Genomic DNA, 16,500 nt, shown 5'->3' on the forward strand with positions numbered 1-16,500 from the left:
AGTCCCCAACGCTGAGCCAAAGTTTCCGGCTCCGGTTAGGCGCTACCGGGGCCGGAGCTATTTGGAGCATTCGCAATATGCACGATCTTATCCCCCAGTTGACCCAGCAGTTCTTCAATGGACTGTCTCTGGGCGCGATCTATGCCTTGATCGCCATTGGCTACACAATGGTCTACGGCATCATCGGCATGATCAACTTCGCGCATGGCGAGATCTATATGATCGGCGCCTATGTAGGTTTGGTGACGCTGACGGCCATCGGCACCAGCAGCGGCATTCCTTTGCCTTTTATCATCGCCGCCATGCTGGTGGTTGCAATCGTGGTGACCGGCGTTTATGGCTATACCGTGGAGCGCGTGGCCTATCGGCCCGTGCGCGGCAGCCCCAGGCTAGTGGCGCTGATCTCCGCGATCGGTATGTCCATCTTTTTGCAGAACTGGATTGCCCTGGGGCAGGGCGCGCGCGATATGGCGGTTCCCTCGCTGATTTCGGGTGCGCTGCAGTTTCATATGGGCTCCGGTTTTGATGTGACGGTGCCTTATTCGCGCGTCATGATCATCGTCGTGACCGTGATCCTGATGATTGCGCTGACACTGTTCATCAAGTACTCGCGCTTGGGGCGCGCGTCGCGCGCCTGCTCGCAAGACATGCACATGGCCAAGTTGCTGGGTATCGACACCAACCGCGTGATCTCCTTCACGTTTGTGATGGGTGCCGGATTGGCTGCCGTGGGCGGTATCCTGATCGCCATCACGATCGGCAAGCTCAATCCCTTTATTGGGTTTCTGGCGGGCATCAAAGCCTTCACCGCTGCGGTGCTGGGCGGCATTGGCAGCATTCCCGGCGCCATGTTGGGCGGCGTGCTGCTGGGCCTGGCCGAGACTTTCGCCGCCGCCTATATTTCGTCGCAGTACAAGGACATTGTCGCCTTTGGGCTGTTGGTGCTGATCTTGCTGTTCCGGCCCACCGGATTGCTCGGTAAACCTGAAGTAGAGAAAGTCTGATGGCCAATAATCAATCACTCAAAAACGCCACGATGGCGGCTGTGCTGACGGCCGTGATCATCACGCCGGTCTTCGGCTTGCAGCTCATTCGTCAGGGCGCGCGCACTACGCTGGAGCCCCGCTGGGATCTGGTGGCGCTGGCGGTAGCTGTGGTTTTCGTCTTTCAACTGCTCAAGCCGTGGCTGGCCCAGCCTTTCCGGCAATTGCGCAAGGTGATGCCCACGCTGCCGTCGACGCCTAGCGCCGGCAACACGAAATGGCTGTTTATGCTGTTGCTGCTGGCCGCATTGATCTGGCCTTTCTTTGCGGGCCGCAGTTCGGTCGATATTGCCACGCTGGTGCTGATTTACGTCATGCTGGGCCTGGGCCTGAATATTGTGGTGGGCTTCGCCGGTCTGCTCGATCTGGGTTTTGTGGGCTTTTATGCGGTGGGCGCCTATACCTACGCCCTGTTGTATCACTGGGCGGGCTGGGGTTTTTGGGAGGCCTTGCCGATGTCCGGGGCGATGGCGGCCGTGTTCGGATTCATTCTGGGTTTTCCGGTGCTGCGGCTGCGAGGCGACTATCTGGCGATCGTGACGCTGGGCTTTGGCGAGATCATCCGTCTGCTGCTCATCAATCTCAGTTCCGTGACGGGCGGGCCCGACGGTATTTCGGGCATCCCCAAGCCGACGTTCTTTGGCCTTGAGCTTACGCGCCGCGCCAGCCAGGAGGGCACGCAGACCTTTCATGAGTTCTTCGGCTTCACCTTCCAGAATCAACACATGGTCATCTATCTTTATCTGATGGCGCTGGCGCTGGCATTGATCACGCTGTTTGTCTCCACGCGCTTGATCCGTATGCCCGTGGGCCGTGCCTGGGAGGCTTTGCGCGAAGATGAAATCGCCTGCCGTTCGCTGGGGCTGAATCCCACGCGTATCAAATTGTCGGCATTTACGCTGGGCGCCATGTTCGCCGGTTTCGGTGGCGCTTTTTTTGCCGCCCGCCAGGGTATGGTCAACCCGGAGTCTTTCACCTTCATCGAGTCGGCCCTGATTTTGGCCATCGTGGTGTTGGGCGGCATGGGTTCGCAGATTGGCGTGATTCTGGCGGCGATTCTCCTGACGGTACTGCCCGAGGTGGCGCGAGAGTTCGCCGAATACCGCATGCTCTTGTTCGGTCTGGTGATGGTGTTGATGATGATGTGGCGTCCGCAGGGGTTGTTGCCCATGAAGCGTCCTCACGTGGAGCTGGGTAAATGAGTCAAACCTTGTTGAAAGTCTCCGGACTGACGATGCGCTTTGGCGGCCTGTTGGCGGTCGATAGTGTGGCCTTCGAGGTCAAGCGCGACGAAGTGTTCGCCATCATCGGCCCGAACGGCGCTGGCAAGACCACGGTATTTAATTGCGTGGGCGGCTTTTATAAGCCCAGCGCAGGCGAGATCACCATGGATGGACGGTCCATCCATGGCTTGCCCAGCCATAAGGTGGCGCATCATGGCCTGGTGCGCACATTCCAGAACGTGCGCCTGTTCAAGCAGTTGACGGTGCTGGAAAACCTCCTCGTGGCGCAGCATACTCAGGTGGAGTCAAGGCTGCTGCCCGGTCTGCTGAAGCTGAAGTCTTACCGCAAGGCCGAGGCCGATGCGCTGGCGCGTGCTGCCCAATGGCTGGACTTCATGGGTCTGCGCGAGTTCGCCAACCGCGAAGCGGGAAATCTGGCGTATGGCCACCAGCGTCGTCTGGAGATCGCGCGCTGCATGATTACCAAGCCGCGTCTGCTCATGCTGGACGAGCCGGCCGCCGGACTGAATCCCCAGGAAAAACGCGACCTGCAAAAACTGATCGATCAGTTGCGCCGCGAGTTCGGCGTGGCGGTATTGCTGATTGAGCACGATATGAGTCTGATCATGGGCATTTCCGACCGTATTCTGGTCATGGAGCACGGCAAGCCCATCACGACAGGCACCCCCGACGAGGTGCGCAATGATCCGCGCGTCATCAAGGCCTATCTGGGGGAAGAATAAATGCTCAAGCTGGAAAACATCCACACTTACTACGGCGCCATTCAGGCGCTCGATGGCGTGACGGTGGAGGTCAACAAGGGCGAGATCGTCACGTTGATCGGCGCCAATGGCGCGGGCAAGACCACTTTGCTGATGACGGTGTGCGGCGAGCCGCGCGCGCGCGAAGGCTGCATCACCTTCGAGGGCAAGGACATCACCAACGAGTCTACGCACCTCATCATGCGTAACGGCATCGCGATTTCGCCTGAAGGACGCCGGGTATTCAAAGACCTGACCGTCACCGAAAATCTCATGATGGGCGGTTTTTTCTCTAGCCGCGCTCAGATCGAGCAGGGCTTGGAGCATGTGTTCAAGCTTTTTCCGCGCTTGAAGGAGCGCGCCGCGCAGCGGGCCGGCACCATGTCAGGCGGCGAACAGCAGATGCTGGCCATCGGCCGCGCCCTGATGACGCGGCCACGGCTGTTGCTGCTTGATGAGCCGACGCTGGGGCTGGCGCCGCTGATCATCGCGCAGATTTTCGAGATCATCCGCACGATTCGCGATGAGGGTGTGACGGTATTTCTGGTGGAACAGAACGCCAACAAGGCCTTGCAAGTGGCTGACCGCGGCTATGTGCTCGAGAATGGCCGGGTCGTGTTGCACGACACGGGCGCCAATCTGCTGGTCAATGACGAGGTGCGCAAAGCCTATCTGGGTGCTTAACACAGACCCAGCCCCGGCTGCCGTTTCCAGCAGCCGGGGCTGGGTCTGTGCGTGTTCAGGCGCTCAGCGCTTCGGCCGCCTGGTAGTGCTCGATTGCGGCGAGCGCCAGGGCGTCGATCGAGTCTGTCAGAGGGATGCCCAGACCTTTGCGCAGCGCGTGGGGCACGGCCAGCGGTAGTTCGGTGCAGCCTAGCACGACGGCATCGGCACCCCGCGTACGCAGCCGCTGGATACATTCGACTGCCGGTGCGAAGGATTCTTCAAGCTGATTGGCCTTCACCGCGCGGATCGAGGCCATGCATAGCGTGTCGATTTCTTCTTCGGTCGGCACGATGCAGGTATAGCCGTGTTTTTCCAGCGTCTGTTGGTATAGGCCCATGCTCAGTGTCGCGGCAGTGCCCATCAAGCCGATGCGGCCTCGGTGGATTCCCTGGCGGCGCAGGTCTTGTGCAACGGCTTCGATGATATGCAGGACTTCGCAATCGGAGGCAGCCGCCATCTGTTCGTACCAAAGGTGGGCCGTGTTGCAGGGCACGGCGATGGCGCGGGCGCCAGACGCGTTAAGCATCCGTATGCCGCGCAACATGGCGGGCCAGGGATCGGCGCCGCCGAACAGGCGTGCGGTGCTGCGATCCGGAATGCGCGGATCATTCAGCAGCAGGGTGGGAATATGTTGTTGGTCGACGCTGGCGGGGGTCAGGGCTGCCAGACGCATAGCGAAGGCGGCGCCTGCCAAGGGGCCCATGCCTCCGAGAACGCCTAGATAACAAGAAGCGGATGAATTCATGACAAAGCGGTGTAGCGGACAGGCGGCTCGCCTGTCGTGAAAAGGCCATTCGCAGGGAAGAAGGCCGGACCCTCTACGGCTAAGGCCGGCCAACGGATAGGAACATCAGAGCCAAAACCGGGGACGGGCTTTGCCGATCAAAAATTTATAGCTTGATGATACTGCGGACCATCTCATTAATCCAGGGTTTACCCTAGATCAGCAAAAAAATGCTGGCCAGCACGGGGCCGGCCAGCACGGACAGGCAAAAGTCCTCAGGCGAGACCTTCGGCCTTCAGGGCCGCCTGTACTTTCGGATCGGCTGCCATGCGCTCGGAGAATCCTGCCAGCTGGTCGTAGCCGCTGAGGTCGATCTGTTTGGCCTGAGCCCAGCGCAAGGTGACAAAGAGATAGGCGTCGGCGAGGCCGGGATGATCGCCGGTCAGGAACGGCCTACCGTTCAGGCGCTCGTTGACCACGCCGTAGAGCAGGCGCAACTGACGGGCGGCGCCGGCCGCCAGGGCCTTTTGGCCGGCTTCGTCGTCAATAAACCGTTGCGGGCCAAAGACCAGCGAGAAGGTTTTGTGAATATCCGAATTGACCATGCCTAGCCAGCGACGGGTTTCTGCCCGGGCGGCGATGCTGCCATCGCCAAGGAGGCGAGCCTGCGGCGCGGATTCGGCCAGATACTCGAGGATGGCGATGTTTTGCGTCAGCGACAGATCGCCGTCGGTCAGGGCGGGGACGGCGCCCAGGGGGCTGATCTTCAGAAACTCGGGGCTCTTGGGCTGATCCCGGGATACGGCGACCGTTTCATAGGGCTTGCCAATCCATTCGAGCACGATGTGCGCAGCCAGCGAGCAAGCGCCAGGCAAGTAATACAGTTTCATTGAGTTGGATCTCCACAAAGCGGACGCAATCCGTCCTGTCGCTATGGTACGCCTGCCGCTGTCTTCGCGGGGCATCGCATCGGGATGCGCTTCATCGTGTGCGACGCCGGGTTTCCACCCAGGCGATATACAGGCCGCTGCCGGCGATGAACAGCGCGCCGATGGCGGCAGACAGTTCGGGTGTTTCACGCCAGATCAGCCAGCCTAAAAGGGTGGCCCACAGCAGCCCGGTGTAGTCGAAAGGCGCGACCGCAGAGGCGGGTCCGATGCGAAACCCCTGTGTGATCAGCGTAAGCCCCAGCGTGCTGAACAGTGCTACGCCCACGAACAGGGGCAGATCTTGCGTGCGCGGGGTATCCCAGAACCAGGGGATAAGGACTGCGCTGGCCACTAATTGACCTAAGACGATGTAAAACATCGTGGTCAGCATGCCCTCTCCTTTGCCGATGGCTCGCGCTGTAATCATCATCAAGGCGTAGAGCAGGGCGGTAATCAGCGGCAGCAGTGCGGCGAGTTGAAAACTTGCGGAGCCAGGGCGCACGATGATCACCACGCCGGCAAAGCCTGCGCCAACGGCCAGCCATCGGCGCGCATCCACTTTTTCTTTCAGGATCAGCACGGACAGCGCGGTGACGAACAGCGGCGCGGCAAAGGCGATAGCGGTATTTTCGGCCAAGGGCAGATAACGCAGGCCCAGGTAGAAGCAGCTCGCTGACACGACATTGATGGCGCCGCGTAATAAGTGCACATTCAGATGTTGGGTGCGCAGCGCAGGCCGCCCGCCCAGGCCGACCGCCAACGCCAGCACGAAGGGCATGGCGATCAAGGAGCGCAGGAACAGAATCTGTATGGGCGAATAGTGATCGCCCAGCCATTTGGCCTGGGCGTCGCTCAGCGTCAGGCAAAAAATGCCTGCAATGACGCAGGCGATGCCCGCAAGAGGGCTGGCGCCCTGAGCGGGCGCATGGGAGGGTGAGGCCATGAGAATTACTGAGGGTTGCGGATGACGGCCCAGGCGATCAGGGCCCAGGAAAGCAGGAAAGCCACGCCGCCCAGTGGCGTGATGGCGCCAAGTAGCCGCGTGCCCGTGACGGCCAGCAGATAGAGGCTGCCGCTAAACAGCACAATGCCGGCGAACATCAGCCAGCCGGCCAGGGGCAACAGCGCGCCGTTGTAGCGGGTGGTCAACCAGGCCACGGCGAACAGCCCGAGGGCATGGACGAGCTGATACAGGACGCCGGTCTGCCAGACGGCTAGCATGTCGGCATCGAGAACCCGTTTGAGACCATGCGCGCCGAATGCCCCTGCGCCCACGGCGATGATCATATTGAGCGCGGCAAGAATGATGAAGGGGCGGTCGGGCATGAAGTCCTCGGGTAAAGCAGCGGCGGGGCCGGTGGCCGCAACGGCTATCATTGCATGGTCATTTTCAAGGATAGTAGTGTGACCGAGAAGCTCAGATTGGACAAATGGCTCTGGGCTGCGCGCTTTTACAAAACGCGCAGTCTGGCGGCGGACGAGATTGGGCGCGGCCGGGTGCTGGTTAATGATCAATTGGCCAAACCGGCACGTGAGGTGAGCGCGGGCGATCGGGTGAGCGTGCGCAAGGAGGACCCGCCCATGGAGGTCTGGGTGCGCGGCGTCAGTGGCGTGAGAGGGCCTGCATCGGCGGCGCGACAGCTCTATGAAGAAACGCCCGAGAGCCAGGCCCGGCGCGAGCGCGCGGCAGAAATGCGTCGTCTGGCCCCGGAGCCCGCACAGGGCATCAGCGATGGCCGTCCGACCAAGCGCGACCGCCGTTTGATTGACGCCTGGCGTGGCAAACCTTGAGGTTTATCGTGATCGTATTACAGACTCCCCGTTTGATAGTGCGCAACTGGCATGACGCCGATCTGCCTGCATTTGCTGATTTGAATGCCGACCCTGATGTCATGGCCCATTTTCCGGCCACGCTGACGCGTGAGCAGAGCGATGCCCTGGCGAACCGCCTGCGCCAACGCATGGATGATCATGGCTTTGGCCTATGGGCGGTGCAATGCCTCGAGGCGACGGGGAAAGAGGGCGATTTCATCGGTTTCGTGGGTCTTAACCGGGTGCCTTTCGAGGCGGATTTCACGCCCGCAGTCGAGATCGCCTGGCGCTTGGCGCGGCCGTTTTGGGGGCGGGGCTATGCGATCGAAGCCGCGCGCGCTTGCGTGGCACACGGCTTCGGGACGCTGAATCTGCCGCGCATCGATGCGTTCACGGTGCCTGCCAATGTGCGCTCACGGCGTGTCATGGAAACGCTGGGCATGCGTTACGCCGGCGAATTCGAGCATCCGCTGCTGCCGCCGGGCCATGCTTTGCGGTGCCATGTGCGGTATCAGCTCGAGCGTCCAAACCCGTAAGAGGTCCAGGGGTAAGGCCGCTGTTGCTCAGCGGCTTGGGGCACAATCCGGGTGTTGGCCGCCGGCGCGGCCTTGTTATAGGCAGGATCGGACATGAACAAAAACCTATTTCGCGCCTTGCGAGTTCTGGCGCTTGGCCTGTTTCCCCTGGTGTTGTTGCCAGGTGTGGCGGCTGCCGCTGGCGAGCCGCCTTTGCGCATCGGCGTGATTGCCAGCGTGGCCAATGAGGCGGCCGAGATTGCCGTGCGTCAGGCTGCTGCGCAGGGCCTGGATGTCAAGCTGGTTGAGTTTAGCGACTGGGTGTTGCCGAATATCGCGGTGGCCGATGGCTCCATCGATGCCAATTTTTTTCAGCACGAACCGTTTCTGCAATTGTTCAATCAAAGCCGCGGTACACAGCTCACGCCGCTTGCCTACGGCTATTCGACCACGATAGGGCTTTTCTCCAAAAAACTGAAGAAGGGCGATGAGGTGCCGCAGGGCGCGACGATTGCTGTTCCTAACGACCCGGTGAACACGGGCCGAGCCTTGCTGCTGTTGGAGCATATCGGCCTCATCAAGCTGAAACCGGGGGTAGGGCAGCGGGCAGGCCTGCAAGATGTGACCGAGAATCCGCGAGGCATCAAGCTGGTGCAGGTAGAGGGTTCTCAATCTGCCCGCACCTTTGACGATGTGACGGCGTCCGTCACCTACACCACCTTCGCCAAACATGCAGGCATCGACGAGAAAGAGGGGCTGGCCTTCGACAATACGGACCCGGATAGCATCAAGCGTTATGCAATCCGTTGGGTCGCCACGCCGCAAAAGGCGCAGGACCCGCGCCTGCTGAAGTTCATCGAGATCTATCAGCGCTCTCCCGAGGTCAAGGCGACACTCGAGCGTCTGTACGGCGATCTTATCCGTTTCCCCTGGGAGTGAGCAGCAGGGAAGCGTTCATGTCTGCGGGTGAGAGGATGCCCAGCATGGCCATGTTGCGGTCAACCTCTGCGCGCAGCAGCTCGATAGCGTGCGCGACCCCCGCCTGGCCGCCTACCGCCGCCGCGTAGTTGAAGGGCCGGCCGACAAAGACGAAGTGCGCGCCCAGGGCCAGCGCCTTGAGCACATCGCTGCCGCGCCGGATGCCGCTATCCATCATCACCACCATTTTGCCGGCGGCGCGGGCGACCTCGGGCAGCACGCGCATCGGCGAGACGGCTCCATCGAGTTGTCGCCCGCCGTGGTTGGAGACGATAATGCCGTCCGCCCCGTATTCGCGTGCCATGCTCGCGTCTGCGGGATGCATGATGCCTTTGATGATGAGCTCTCCCTTCCAGCGGGCGCGGATACGCGCCACGTGTTCCCAGTTGAGATGGTCCCGGGCGCTGAAATCACGCAACACACTGGCCGACATGATGGGCGCGCCGCGTGTGGCGAAGGAATTCTCGAAATGCGGCATGCCGTGGCGGACCAGCGTGCGCAGGAACACGCCTGCCGTCCAGCGCGGGCGGGTCATGCCGTCCCAGGCCAGCCGCAAGCTGGGTTTGAGCGGCGTGGAGAAACCGGTGCGCACGTTATTCTCCCGGTTGGCAGACACCGGGATATCCACCGTGAGCACCAACTGCCGGTAGCCGGCGGCGGCGACGCGGTCCACTAGTGCGTCGATGCGCTCGACGTCACCGGGAAGATAGGCTTGAAACCAGGTGTCCGGTGCGGCCTGTGCGACCTCTTCCAGGCGGATGAGCGAGGTGGCGCTCATGATGGCGGCGATGCCGGCTTCGCGGGCCGCCTGGGCCAGCACGATGTCGCCGCGATAGGTGGACAGCGCGGTAATACCCATGGGCGCAATCCCGAAGGGCGTGGCATAACGGGTGCCGAATAGCTCTACCGATTGATCCCGCGCCGCGACGTTGCGCAGTACGCGGGGCACGAAGCCCAACTCATGGAAAACGGCGCGATTATCATCGCGCGATTGATTGTTTTCAGCCGCTCCCGCGATGTAGCCAAAGATGGGGCGTGGCAGGGTCCGTTTCGCCGCCTGTTCGAAATCGTCGAGTGACAGGACGCGTTGTAGCACGCGGGGCAGAGGGGATGACATCGGGACTCCGGACGGGCGCCACATGCGCCAAAGACCGGCAATCTACCAGGGGATAGAAATGGCAAAAAGCGAATAAATACGTCAATGTTTATTCGCTTTTTTAGAATAACTGCAGCGAGAGCTGCTCGGATTTGGCGCGGCCGCTGGCCGGGCAAAAGCCGGCAGAGCCGCCGCCAGGCGGGATCAAACCGCCGGCACGTCTTCAAGGTGGTTGGCGGGTAGCGCCAGGGTCTCACCCATGCGGATCGGGCCGCGTACCGAAGGCGTGTCAAACCAGCGGATACGGCCAGGGCCAAACAACACGATTGCAGTCGAGCCGAGCTTGAAACGGCCCATTTCGGCGCCGCGCTCCAGGACGATGGGCTCTTGCGGGCCGTAGCGCGTGCTGCGGACTTCGCGCTTGTGCGGCGTGACCAGTCCGGCCCAGACCGTTTCCACCGAGGCCACAATCATGGCGCCGACCAGTATGACAGCCATGGGGCCATAGGCCGTGTCGAAAATACACACGACCCGTTCGTTACGGGCAAAGAGATCGGGCACAGTGTTGGCGGTCAGGGGGTTGACCGAAAACAGGCGGCCCGGCACGTGCACCATTTCGCGCAGCGTGCCCGTCACCGGCATGTGCACTCGGTGATAGTCGCGCGGAGACAGGTAGATGGTGGCGAAATCGCCGCCTTCAAAGGGCGCGGCGCGTTCTGCATCTCCGCCCAGCAGGGCGGTCAGGCCGAAGCTGTGCCCCTTGGCCTGGAAAATACGGCCCTCGCGGATGGGACCCAGTTGGCTGATGGTGCCATCGGCCGGAGACAGGACATTGGCGCTATCGTCATCGAGAGGCCGCGCATCCGGCTTGAGCGCGCGGGTGAAGAAATCATTGAAGCAGGGATAGGCCAATGGATCTTCGACCAGGGCCTCGCTCATATCGACGTTATAGCGCTGCACGAAGCGCGAGATCATGGCGTTCTTCAGCGCTGGAATACGGCTGTCGGCCAATAGGCCCATGCCCCGGGACACAAGGTGATGGGGCGCGAGATGCTGGCTGGCGATAAAGATCTGGTCTTTGATGGACATGGATACCCTGGAGGGGGACGGGCGCATACCGCCCCGGCAAATCAAGACAAGGCTGGAGTGTAACGTTAGTTAGACCTCAGACGGCCGGCGCTGTCTCGGTTTCGCCATCGGGTATCAGCCGTTCGACGAGCGTGCCGGGCGGTACGACGGTCAGGCGATCGCGTTGGATGCGGCGTCCGCTAAAGCTGGCGCTGCGGGCCGCCGCATTATGCAGCAGCACGGACAGAATCGAGCCTTTGTCCTGAATCCACTGGGTTTTGCCCCGCATCAGTTTGAGCGCTGCCTCGGGCGGGCCAAGTCGATAGCTCATACCGTTGATGTGGGTGGTGTGCTTGCCTGTGAAAAGCCCGGCGTCGAGTTCGGTGATGGCGACGGCGTCCAGGTTGTTGCTGTCGTGCTCGACACGATAGACAAATTGGATGCGGGTGTGCGGATCACGGATGACCACGACTTTATCCGAGCCGGAGATGTCAGACAACATACCGATGACTTCGGACTCTACCAACTGGTTGCCGCGTTGCTCTTCGGTGTACAGAAAAATGGTCAGAAACGGCTGGAGCATTGCGGGCCTTGAATGGCAGGATGGGCAAGGCGCTGAATTGTACTCATCCTTTCTAATTATGGCCGAGCGACTCGCGAACGGCTAAGCGCCTGTGTCAGCAGACGCCTTCCGGCCCTAGAGCCGGGAGGCGTCTTTCAAGCTTAGTGGGTGGCTTCAGTGGGCGGCCTGGCGGGCGAGCGCGGCCTGGCGGATCGCCGTCAGGGTTTCACCCGGCGCGATACCGTCGGCGTCGTAGCGGATCTCCAGCAAGGCTGGCAGGCTTTCGTCGCGGGCAAAGGCCAGGGCGCGCTCCAGGGCCGGAGCGAAGTCGGCGCTCCGATCAACCGCTTCGCCATAGCCGCCGTAGCCCCGGATGATTTGGGTAAAGTCGGGATTCTGGAAGGTAAGCGCAATCGTGCGGGCGGGAAAGTCGCGTTCTTGGTGGGCGCGGATGGTGCCCCACATGCCATTATTGAATACCAAAACGACGATGCCCAGGCGGTATTGCAGCGCGACACCCAGCTCTTGCATATTCATCTGGAAGCAGCCGTCGCCCGCGTAGCAGACTACCGTGCGCTCGGGGTTTTCCAGCTTGGCGGAGATGGCGGCGGGCAGGCCGTAACCCATCGAGCCGACGGTGGGTGCGAGGCTGGTGCCCGGTCCGGTGAAGCGGCGATAGCGGTGTGGATACAGGGCATAGTTGCCGGCACCCACGGTAATGCAGGCATCCTCCGGAATGGCCGCGTTGACCTCGGCGGCTGCCTCATCCAGGCTCATGGGGCCGGGGGAGGGCAGGGGCTGGGTGCTATCCAGATAATCCTGATGCGCCTGCACGACAAGGGCCGAGCGCGAGACGCGGTGGCCAGGACGCAACTCGACGACCGCCGCGGCGAAATTGGCGGGATCTGCCACGATGCTTTGGGTCGGCGCGAATACGCGCCCCAGTTCGCAGGGGTCGGGATAGACATGGATCAACTGCTGACGCGGCACCGGGCTTTCAATGAGGGTGTAGCCTTCAGTCGTGGCTTCGCCCATGCGGGTGCCCACGGCGAGCACCAGGTCCGCATCGCGCAGGCGCGCGCGCAGCGCCGGCGTCATGCCCCAGCCCACGTGCCCGGCCGCATTAGGATGACGTTGGTCAAAGCACTCCAGGCGGCGCCAGGCTGTGCCGACCGGCAGTTCGAAACGTTCGGCAAAGCTGGCGATCTGCGCGATGGCCGTATTGTCCCAGCCGGTGCCGCCTAGCAGCAGAAACGGGCGCTCGGCTACGTCCAGCAGCGCGGTCATACGGGTAAGATCGGCCGCGCTCGGTGTGCTGTGGTTACGCTGATAACGCGGCATGTCGGCGACCGTGGCGCGGCCCCAGAGCGTGTCCTCGGGCAGGGCCAGCACGACCGGGCCTGGCCGGCCGCTGGTGGCTACGGTGTAGGCGCGTGCAATGAATTCCGGTATGCGGTCGGTGCGGTCGATCTGCGCCACCCATTTTGCCATTTGGCCAAACATGCGCCGATAGTCGATTTCCTGCAAGGCTTCACGTTCGTAGAAATCGTTGCCGACCTGGCCTACGAACAGAATCATCGGCGTGGAGTCTTGAAAGGCGGTATGCACCCCGATGCTGGCGTTGGTTGCGCCGGGGCCACGCGTCACGAAACAGATGCCCGGCTCGCCGGTGAGCTTGCCATAGGCCTCCGCCATATAGGCGGCGCCGCTTTCTTGGCGGCACACGATGGGGTCGATAACCCCTTGATGTTCGTTCAGCGCGTCGATGCAGGGCAGATAGCTCTCGCCCGGAATCATGAATACGCGGCGTGCGCCGTGGATGCGCAACTGCTGCATCAGAATCTGGCCTCCGTTGCGTTCGACGAGTGTGTGGCTCATGAATGATCTCCTAGGGCGGCGGCCCTTGATTCGGTGGGCGCGCGCGGTGAGGTCTTGTGGACGGTAAGTGGATAGGCGGTAGCGGAACCGCAGTTAAAACGCAGGTCGCAAGGGGCGCCTGCCAGGCACGAAAGGAAACGAGAGGCGTCAGGGCGTCATCGGATGGCACCGGCGGCGAAGTCCTCGCGCAGCCGCGCCAGGATGCCGACGAGATGGTCGTGCATGGCATGGCGGGCTCGTAGCGGATCACGCTCGACAATGGCAGCCAGGATGCGGCTGTGTTCTTCGTGGGCTACGCTCCATACCCTTGTCGTCACAAAATGTGTTTCCAGACGGCTGAACAGCGGGCTGATGGTGCTCAGATGCCAGATATGCGAGATGGCCGCAGCCAGCGCCGCATTGCCGCAGGCCGCCGCGATGGCGCCATGAAACGCCTGATCGTGCAGACTGGGGCTATCCGTCAGGGACATGTCTTCGTGGGCGGCGCGGATGGCTGCGATTTGCGCCGGCGATGCCTTTTCGGCCGTTAGGGCGACGCATTCAGGCTCCAGCAGCAAGCGGGTTTCCAGCAGATCGAAAGGACCGATGTCGGTGCGTTCTTGCCCGGCGATGGTGTTCTGCACGCCGCCATATTGGCCATCTTCGCGGGGAGCGCACACAAATACGCCCGTCCCTACCCGCACCTCGACATAGCCTTCGATTTCCAGCGCGATCAGCGCTTCGCGCACGGAAGCCCGGCTGACCTGGAGTTGTTCGGCCAAATCGCGTTCGGCAGGCAGGCGGCCGCCGGCTTCGAAGTCTCCGGCGCGGATGCGCCCGGCAATCTGGTCCGCGATCATGCGATAGAGCCGGGTGGAGGCCACCGCTTGAAAAATAGGCATGCGATTGAGATGTCAGGTGGTTCAGTGGTCAGGCCACTGGACTATACGCGAGTGAGTCTGATAAAAAAATGGCGACATCGTCAGTCTAGGGAAAACCACTATCTATCCGGCCGCCGAGGCGGGCAGGATTGACCTCTCAGCCCCTCAGTAAGGCGACATCATGGCGCCGTCGCCGAGCCCGGCCAGCAATACCTGAGTGGAGCTAGCGCCGCCGTGAGGGCGAGACCATGATGCCGTCCGACCCCGGCGGAGCTTAGGTGTTGCGCGGCGGCCAGATGAGCTGGCCAGGGTATTGGAAGATGCGCTGGCGCACGGCACGGCTGAGACTCAGCCGATCGCTGCGTTTGAGCCCGCGCGAGCGTAAGGCCAGATTGAAGGCGAGCGCAAAGCAGATGGCCACGTTCAAAACCCCCATCAGCGCGATCCCTGCCACGGCTTGCCAGAAGGCGCCGGTATCTACGACACCCCACCCAAGCACGCCAATGGCGGCGCCGAGCGAGCCGGTGCTCAGCGTGACATGCCGCACTTCGACAGTGGGGCCCACAAAGGCGATAATCTCCGGCCCCAGGCCAAGCAAAAGACCCAGGGATACATTGCCGGCGATGCCGGAAATATTGCGTTGCCAGAACCCAGCCAGGCGCTGAGCGCCGCGCTCCCCCAAGGCGTAGCAAAGCCTGCGGTTGTACATCATGGCATCGTGTACCCGACGCAGGGCAAACCAGTTATCCGCCCAGCCTGCAGCGAGGCTGGACAGCCAAAGCAGTACACCCGTGGCGGCAGCGTAGAGCGGCGTCATGCCGAAGAGGGAGAAGGAGTCTATGGTTTGCTGCGCTTTTTCCGGGGTGAGCAGCGGTTTATGCAGCAGATTGACGGCCAGCCATTGCACGGCATACGCCACCGGGAACACGGCGGCCAGATTGCCGAAGATGGCTGCCGCATTGGAGCGGATCATCGCGATGGTGTCGTTCACGAAGGCTTCTCGGCCCTGCGGCGTGTCAGCGGCATCCAGCCGGTGAGCCAGCGCCGGGCCGGTCATGGCAGGCTGTTTGGTTGCAAGCGTGAAGTGGGCGAAATGAATGGCCAGAAAACTCCCCGCATAATTGAGCGAGGCCAGCAAGCCCTCCATGAAGCGCCCGGCGTGCAAGGCGTAGATTGCGAACTTGAGGTAGACGGTGACTACCGTGAACAGGCCGCCGCCCAAGGCCGCCTTGACCATCGAGCGGTATTCGCGCCTGTCCCGGGCAATATAGTGCTCGCCCGTTTGGGCGCTGCGCTCCATGACGCGCCGGGCCAGATGCGCAAAGGAAGTGGCCGCCAGATGCCGTACGCTGCGCCTTGCCTGGGTGGAGTGGATAAGCTCGATCACCAGGTGGATATGCTTGTTGCGCTGAGTCGGGTCCACCCACACGCCCAGCAGTAATTCGATGCGGTGCAGACGCAGTTTCATGCGCTCAATCTGGAATACGACCTCGACTGAAACGCCATTCTGCTCCAGCTCTTGGTAAACATTGCTAGCGCTGATGCGGCATTCCTCCAGCAAGGCGCGGAAATAGGCCAGGGCCTGTCCGAAAGCGGTTGGATTGCGCCAGATGGCAGGGTTACAGAGCTCGGCACAGGCGGCGGCGAGTTTAAAAAAAGGGGTTTCGGCAACCGGTCCGGGCAGACGCGAGCGTATCGCTTGGCTCATGCCGGTGGCGCGAACCTGGCTCACCAGCACTTGCATGCTGCTGGTCAGGGCTTGTTCGAAACCCGGAACCTGGTTTGAAGGGCCGCCAACATCGGGCAATTGCAGCAACTCTTGTAGCCGTTGCAGCGTATCGTCGTCCATATCGCGCAGCCAGTCTGCGTCCGTGGGTTCGGTGAACACCAGGGAAAACAGGGCGAACATGTCGCTGCGATTGGGGGCGGGAGGAACAAAGCGCGCCTGCAGACGCTCCCAGACCTCACCCCAGAATCCGGGGTGAGACGCCACTCCGGTGTCGCAAAAGAGAGAGGTGGGATCGTTGTCGGTCAGGATGGACCGCAGCGTTCGCGCAAAGCGCTCCCGGGTCTCAGGTTGACGATCCAGAACATGCAGCAGATAACGCAGACGCGCATGCTGCGGATGGATGCCCTGGCTGCCGTCTGGCGCGCGGCCACGGCGAACCCAGTGAGAGAGCTCGATAGCCCAGAGATTCCGATCCACCAGCTCGGCGTCCGGTCTTGCGGCCGCCAGCAGGCTGTCCAATTGTTGACCCGCTGTTCGCGAGGCTTTCCAGCGTTGCCAGAATCGCCACATATCTGAATTACCTAAACACCTGAAAG

At 61.9% G+C, this 16,500-nt stretch carries 17 protein-coding genes; 7 read left to right on the forward strand and 10 right to left on the reverse strand.

The genetic code is table 11. The features are described 5' to 3' along the window. Positions 1 to 77 precede the first annotated feature (77 nt). The 4 genes from livH to U0029_RS08610 are packed head-to-tail and all read left to right on the forward strand — an operon-like array spanning position 78 to position 3,711. A complete protein-coding gene (livH, locus tag U0029_RS08595) occupies positions 78 to 1,004 on the forward strand; it encodes a high-affinity branched-chain amino acid ABC transporter permease LivH (RefSeq protein WP_012417562.1) in 927 nt (308 codons plus the stop codon). Continuing rightward, complete coding sequence (locus tag U0029_RS08600; RefSeq protein WP_012417561.1) at positions 1,004 to 2,245, forward strand: high-affinity branched-chain amino acid ABC transporter permease LivM; 1,242 nt, start codon at positions 1,004 to 1,006, stop codon at positions 2,243 to 2,245. Before livH ends, U0029_RS08600 begins: the two co-directional genes overlap by 1 nt. Further along, positions 2,242 to 3,009 (forward strand): high-affinity branched-chain amino acid ABC transporter ATP-binding protein LivG, encoded by a 768-nt coding sequence (gene livG, locus U0029_RS08605; RefSeq protein ID WP_012417560.1) that lies wholly within the window; start codon positions 2,242 to 2,244, stop codon positions 3,007 to 3,009. The genes U0029_RS08600 and livG overlap by 4 nt, the downstream gene beginning before the upstream one ends. Next, positions 3,010 to 3,711, forward strand: coding sequence for an ABC transporter ATP-binding protein (locus U0029_RS08610; RefSeq protein WP_012417559.1), 702 nt, complete (start codon positions 3,010 to 3,012; stop codon positions 3,709 to 3,711). 55 nt (positions 3,712 to 3,766) lie between these two features. Here the strand turns inward: U0029_RS08610 and cuyB are convergent, their stop codons facing one another. From cuyB to U0029_RS08630, 4 genes are all read right to left on the reverse strand, one after another. Next, positions 3,767 to 4,498, reverse strand: coding sequence for a cysteate racemase (cuyB, locus tag U0029_RS08615; protein ID WP_012417558.1), 732 nt, complete (start codon positions 4,496 to 4,498; stop codon positions 3,767 to 3,769). Between the two features lie 254 nt (positions 4,499 to 4,752). Beyond that, complete coding sequence (locus U0029_RS08620; protein ID WP_012417557.1) at positions 4,753 to 5,367, reverse strand: glutathione S-transferase family protein; 615 nt, start codon at positions 5,365 to 5,367, stop codon at positions 4,753 to 4,755. A gap of 91 nt (positions 5,368 to 5,458) precedes the next feature. Continuing rightward, positions 5,459 to 6,349, reverse strand: a complete 891-nt coding sequence (locus U0029_RS08625; protein ID WP_114852015.1) for a DMT family transporter — start codon at positions 6,347 to 6,349, stop codon at positions 5,459 to 5,461. Positions 6,350 to 6,354: 5 nt separating this feature from the next. After that, positions 6,355 to 6,732: a DUF423 domain-containing protein gene (locus U0029_RS08630; protein ID WP_012417555.1), complete on the reverse strand. Its 378-nt coding sequence runs from the start codon at positions 6,730 to 6,732 to the stop codon at positions 6,355 to 6,357. Positions 6,733 to 6,786: 54 nt separating this feature from the next. Here U0029_RS08630 and U0029_RS08635 point away from each other — a divergent pair, with 54 nt between their 5' ends. The 3 genes from U0029_RS08635 to U0029_RS08645 all read left to right on the forward strand — a co-directional run bounded on the left by U0029_RS08635 (position 6,787) and on the right by U0029_RS08645 (position 8,672). Continuing rightward, a complete protein-coding gene (locus U0029_RS08635; protein WP_012417554.1) occupies positions 6,787 to 7,197 on the forward strand; it encodes an RNA-binding S4 domain-containing protein in 411 nt (136 codons plus the stop codon). 8 nt (positions 7,198 to 7,205) lie between these two features. After that, entirely contained in the window at positions 7,206 to 7,754 is a 549-nt protein-coding gene (locus U0029_RS08640) for a GNAT family N-acetyltransferase (protein WP_164855692.1), read from the forward strand. Positions 7,755 to 7,847: 93 nt separating this feature from the next. Beyond that, positions 7,848 to 8,672: a MetQ/NlpA family ABC transporter substrate-binding protein gene (locus U0029_RS08645; RefSeq protein ID WP_012417552.1), complete on the forward strand. Its 825-nt coding sequence runs from the start codon at positions 7,848 to 7,850 to the stop codon at positions 8,670 to 8,672. Here the strand turns inward: U0029_RS08645 and U0029_RS08650 are convergent. The 6 genes from U0029_RS08650 to U0029_RS08675 form a co-directional block, all read right to left on the reverse strand. Continuing rightward, on the reverse strand, positions 8,650 to 9,828 hold the full coding sequence (locus tag U0029_RS08650; protein WP_012417551.1) for an alpha-hydroxy acid oxidase: 1,179 nt from the start codon (positions 9,826 to 9,828) through the stop codon (positions 8,650 to 8,652). The two genes, U0029_RS08645 and U0029_RS08650, sit on opposite strands and share 23 nt — an antisense overlap. A gap of 183 nt (positions 9,829 to 10,011) precedes the next feature. After that, positions 10,012 to 10,896 (reverse strand): archaetidylserine decarboxylase, encoded by an 885-nt coding sequence (asd, locus tag U0029_RS08655; RefSeq protein ID WP_114852017.1) that lies wholly within the window; start codon positions 10,894 to 10,896, stop codon positions 10,012 to 10,014. A gap of 76 nt (positions 10,897 to 10,972) precedes the next feature. Then, entirely contained in the window at positions 10,973 to 11,458 is a 486-nt protein-coding gene (locus U0029_RS08660; protein WP_114852018.1) for a hypothetical protein, read from the reverse strand. A 153-nt stretch (positions 11,459 to 11,611) separates the two neighbouring features. Continuing rightward, on the reverse strand, positions 11,612 to 13,315 hold the full coding sequence (locus U0029_RS08665; protein WP_114852019.1) for a thiamine pyrophosphate-binding protein: 1,704 nt from the start codon (positions 13,313 to 13,315) through the stop codon (positions 11,612 to 11,614). Positions 13,316 to 13,470: 155 nt separating this feature from the next. Further along, positions 13,471 to 14,196 (reverse strand): FadR/GntR family transcriptional regulator, encoded by a 726-nt coding sequence (locus U0029_RS08670; protein ID WP_012417547.1) that lies wholly within the window; start codon positions 14,194 to 14,196, stop codon positions 13,471 to 13,473. Between the two features lie 253 nt (positions 14,197 to 14,449). Then, positions 14,450 to 16,474: a site-specific recombinase gene (locus tag U0029_RS08675; RefSeq protein ID WP_114852020.1), complete on the reverse strand. Its 2,025-nt coding sequence runs from the start codon at positions 16,472 to 16,474 to the stop codon at positions 14,450 to 14,452. Positions 16,475 to 16,500 lie beyond the last annotated feature (26 nt).

This window comes from Bordetella avium (assembly GCF_034424645.1).
In the GTDB taxonomy this organism is placed as follows: Bacteria; Pseudomonadota; Gammaproteobacteria; order Burkholderiales; family Burkholderiaceae_B; genus Bordetella; species Bordetella avium.

Bases quoted from the DNA above. Each gene is read 5' to 3' on its own strand.
- U0029_RS08625 (WP_114852015.1), bottom strand. From the start codon at position 6,349: ATGGCCTCACCCTCCCATGCGCCCGCTCAGGGCGCCAGCCCTCTTGCG.
- U0029_RS08645 (WP_012417552.1), top strand. From the start codon at position 7,848: ATGAACAAAAACCTATTTCGCGCCTTGCGAGTTCTGGCGCTTGGCCTG.
- U0029_RS08620 (WP_012417557.1), bottom strand. From the start codon at position 5,367: ATGAAACTGTATTACTTGCCTGGCGCTTGCTCGCTGGCTGCGCACATC.
- U0029_RS08650 (WP_012417551.1), bottom strand. From the start codon at position 9,828: ATGTCATCCCCTCTGCCCCGCGTGCTACAACGCGTCCTGTCACTCGAC.
- U0029_RS08675 (WP_114852020.1), bottom strand. From the start codon at position 16,474: ATGTGGCGATTCTGGCAACGCTGGAAAGCCTCGCGAACAGCGGGTCAA.
- U0029_RS08670 (WP_012417547.1), bottom strand. From the start codon at position 14,196: ATGCCTATTTTTCAAGCGGTGGCCTCCACCCGGCTCTATCGCATGATC.
- U0029_RS08660 (WP_114852018.1), bottom strand. From the start codon at position 11,458: ATGCTCCAGCCGTTTCTGACCATTTTTCTGTACACCGAAGAGCAACGC.
- U0029_RS08600 (WP_012417561.1), top strand. From the start codon at position 1,004: ATGGCCAATAATCAATCACTCAAAAACGCCACGATGGCGGCTGTGCTG.
- livG (WP_012417560.1), top strand. From the start codon at position 2,242: ATGAGTCAAACCTTGTTGAAAGTCTCCGGACTGACGATGCGCTTTGGC.
- U0029_RS08635 (WP_012417554.1), top strand. From the start codon at position 6,787: ATGGTCATTTTCAAGGATAGTAGTGTGACCGAGAAGCTCAGATTGGAC.
- asd (WP_114852017.1), bottom strand. From the start codon at position 10,896: ATGTCCATCAAAGACCAGATCTTTATCGCCAGCCAGCATCTCGCGCCC.
- U0029_RS08665 (WP_114852019.1), bottom strand. From the start codon at position 13,315: ATGAGCCACACACTCGTCGAACGCAACGGAGGCCAGATTCTGATGCAG.
- livH (WP_012417562.1), top strand. From the start codon at position 78: ATGCACGATCTTATCCCCCAGTTGACCCAGCAGTTCTTCAATGGACTG.
- U0029_RS08630 (WP_012417555.1), bottom strand. From the start codon at position 6,732: ATGCCCGACCGCCCCTTCATCATTCTTGCCGCGCTCAATATGATCATC.
- cuyB (WP_012417558.1), bottom strand. From the start codon at position 4,498: ATGAATTCATCCGCTTCTTGTTATCTAGGCGTTCTCGGAGGCATGGGC.
- U0029_RS08610 (WP_012417559.1), top strand. From the start codon at position 3,010: ATGCTCAAGCTGGAAAACATCCACACTTACTACGGCGCCATTCAGGCG.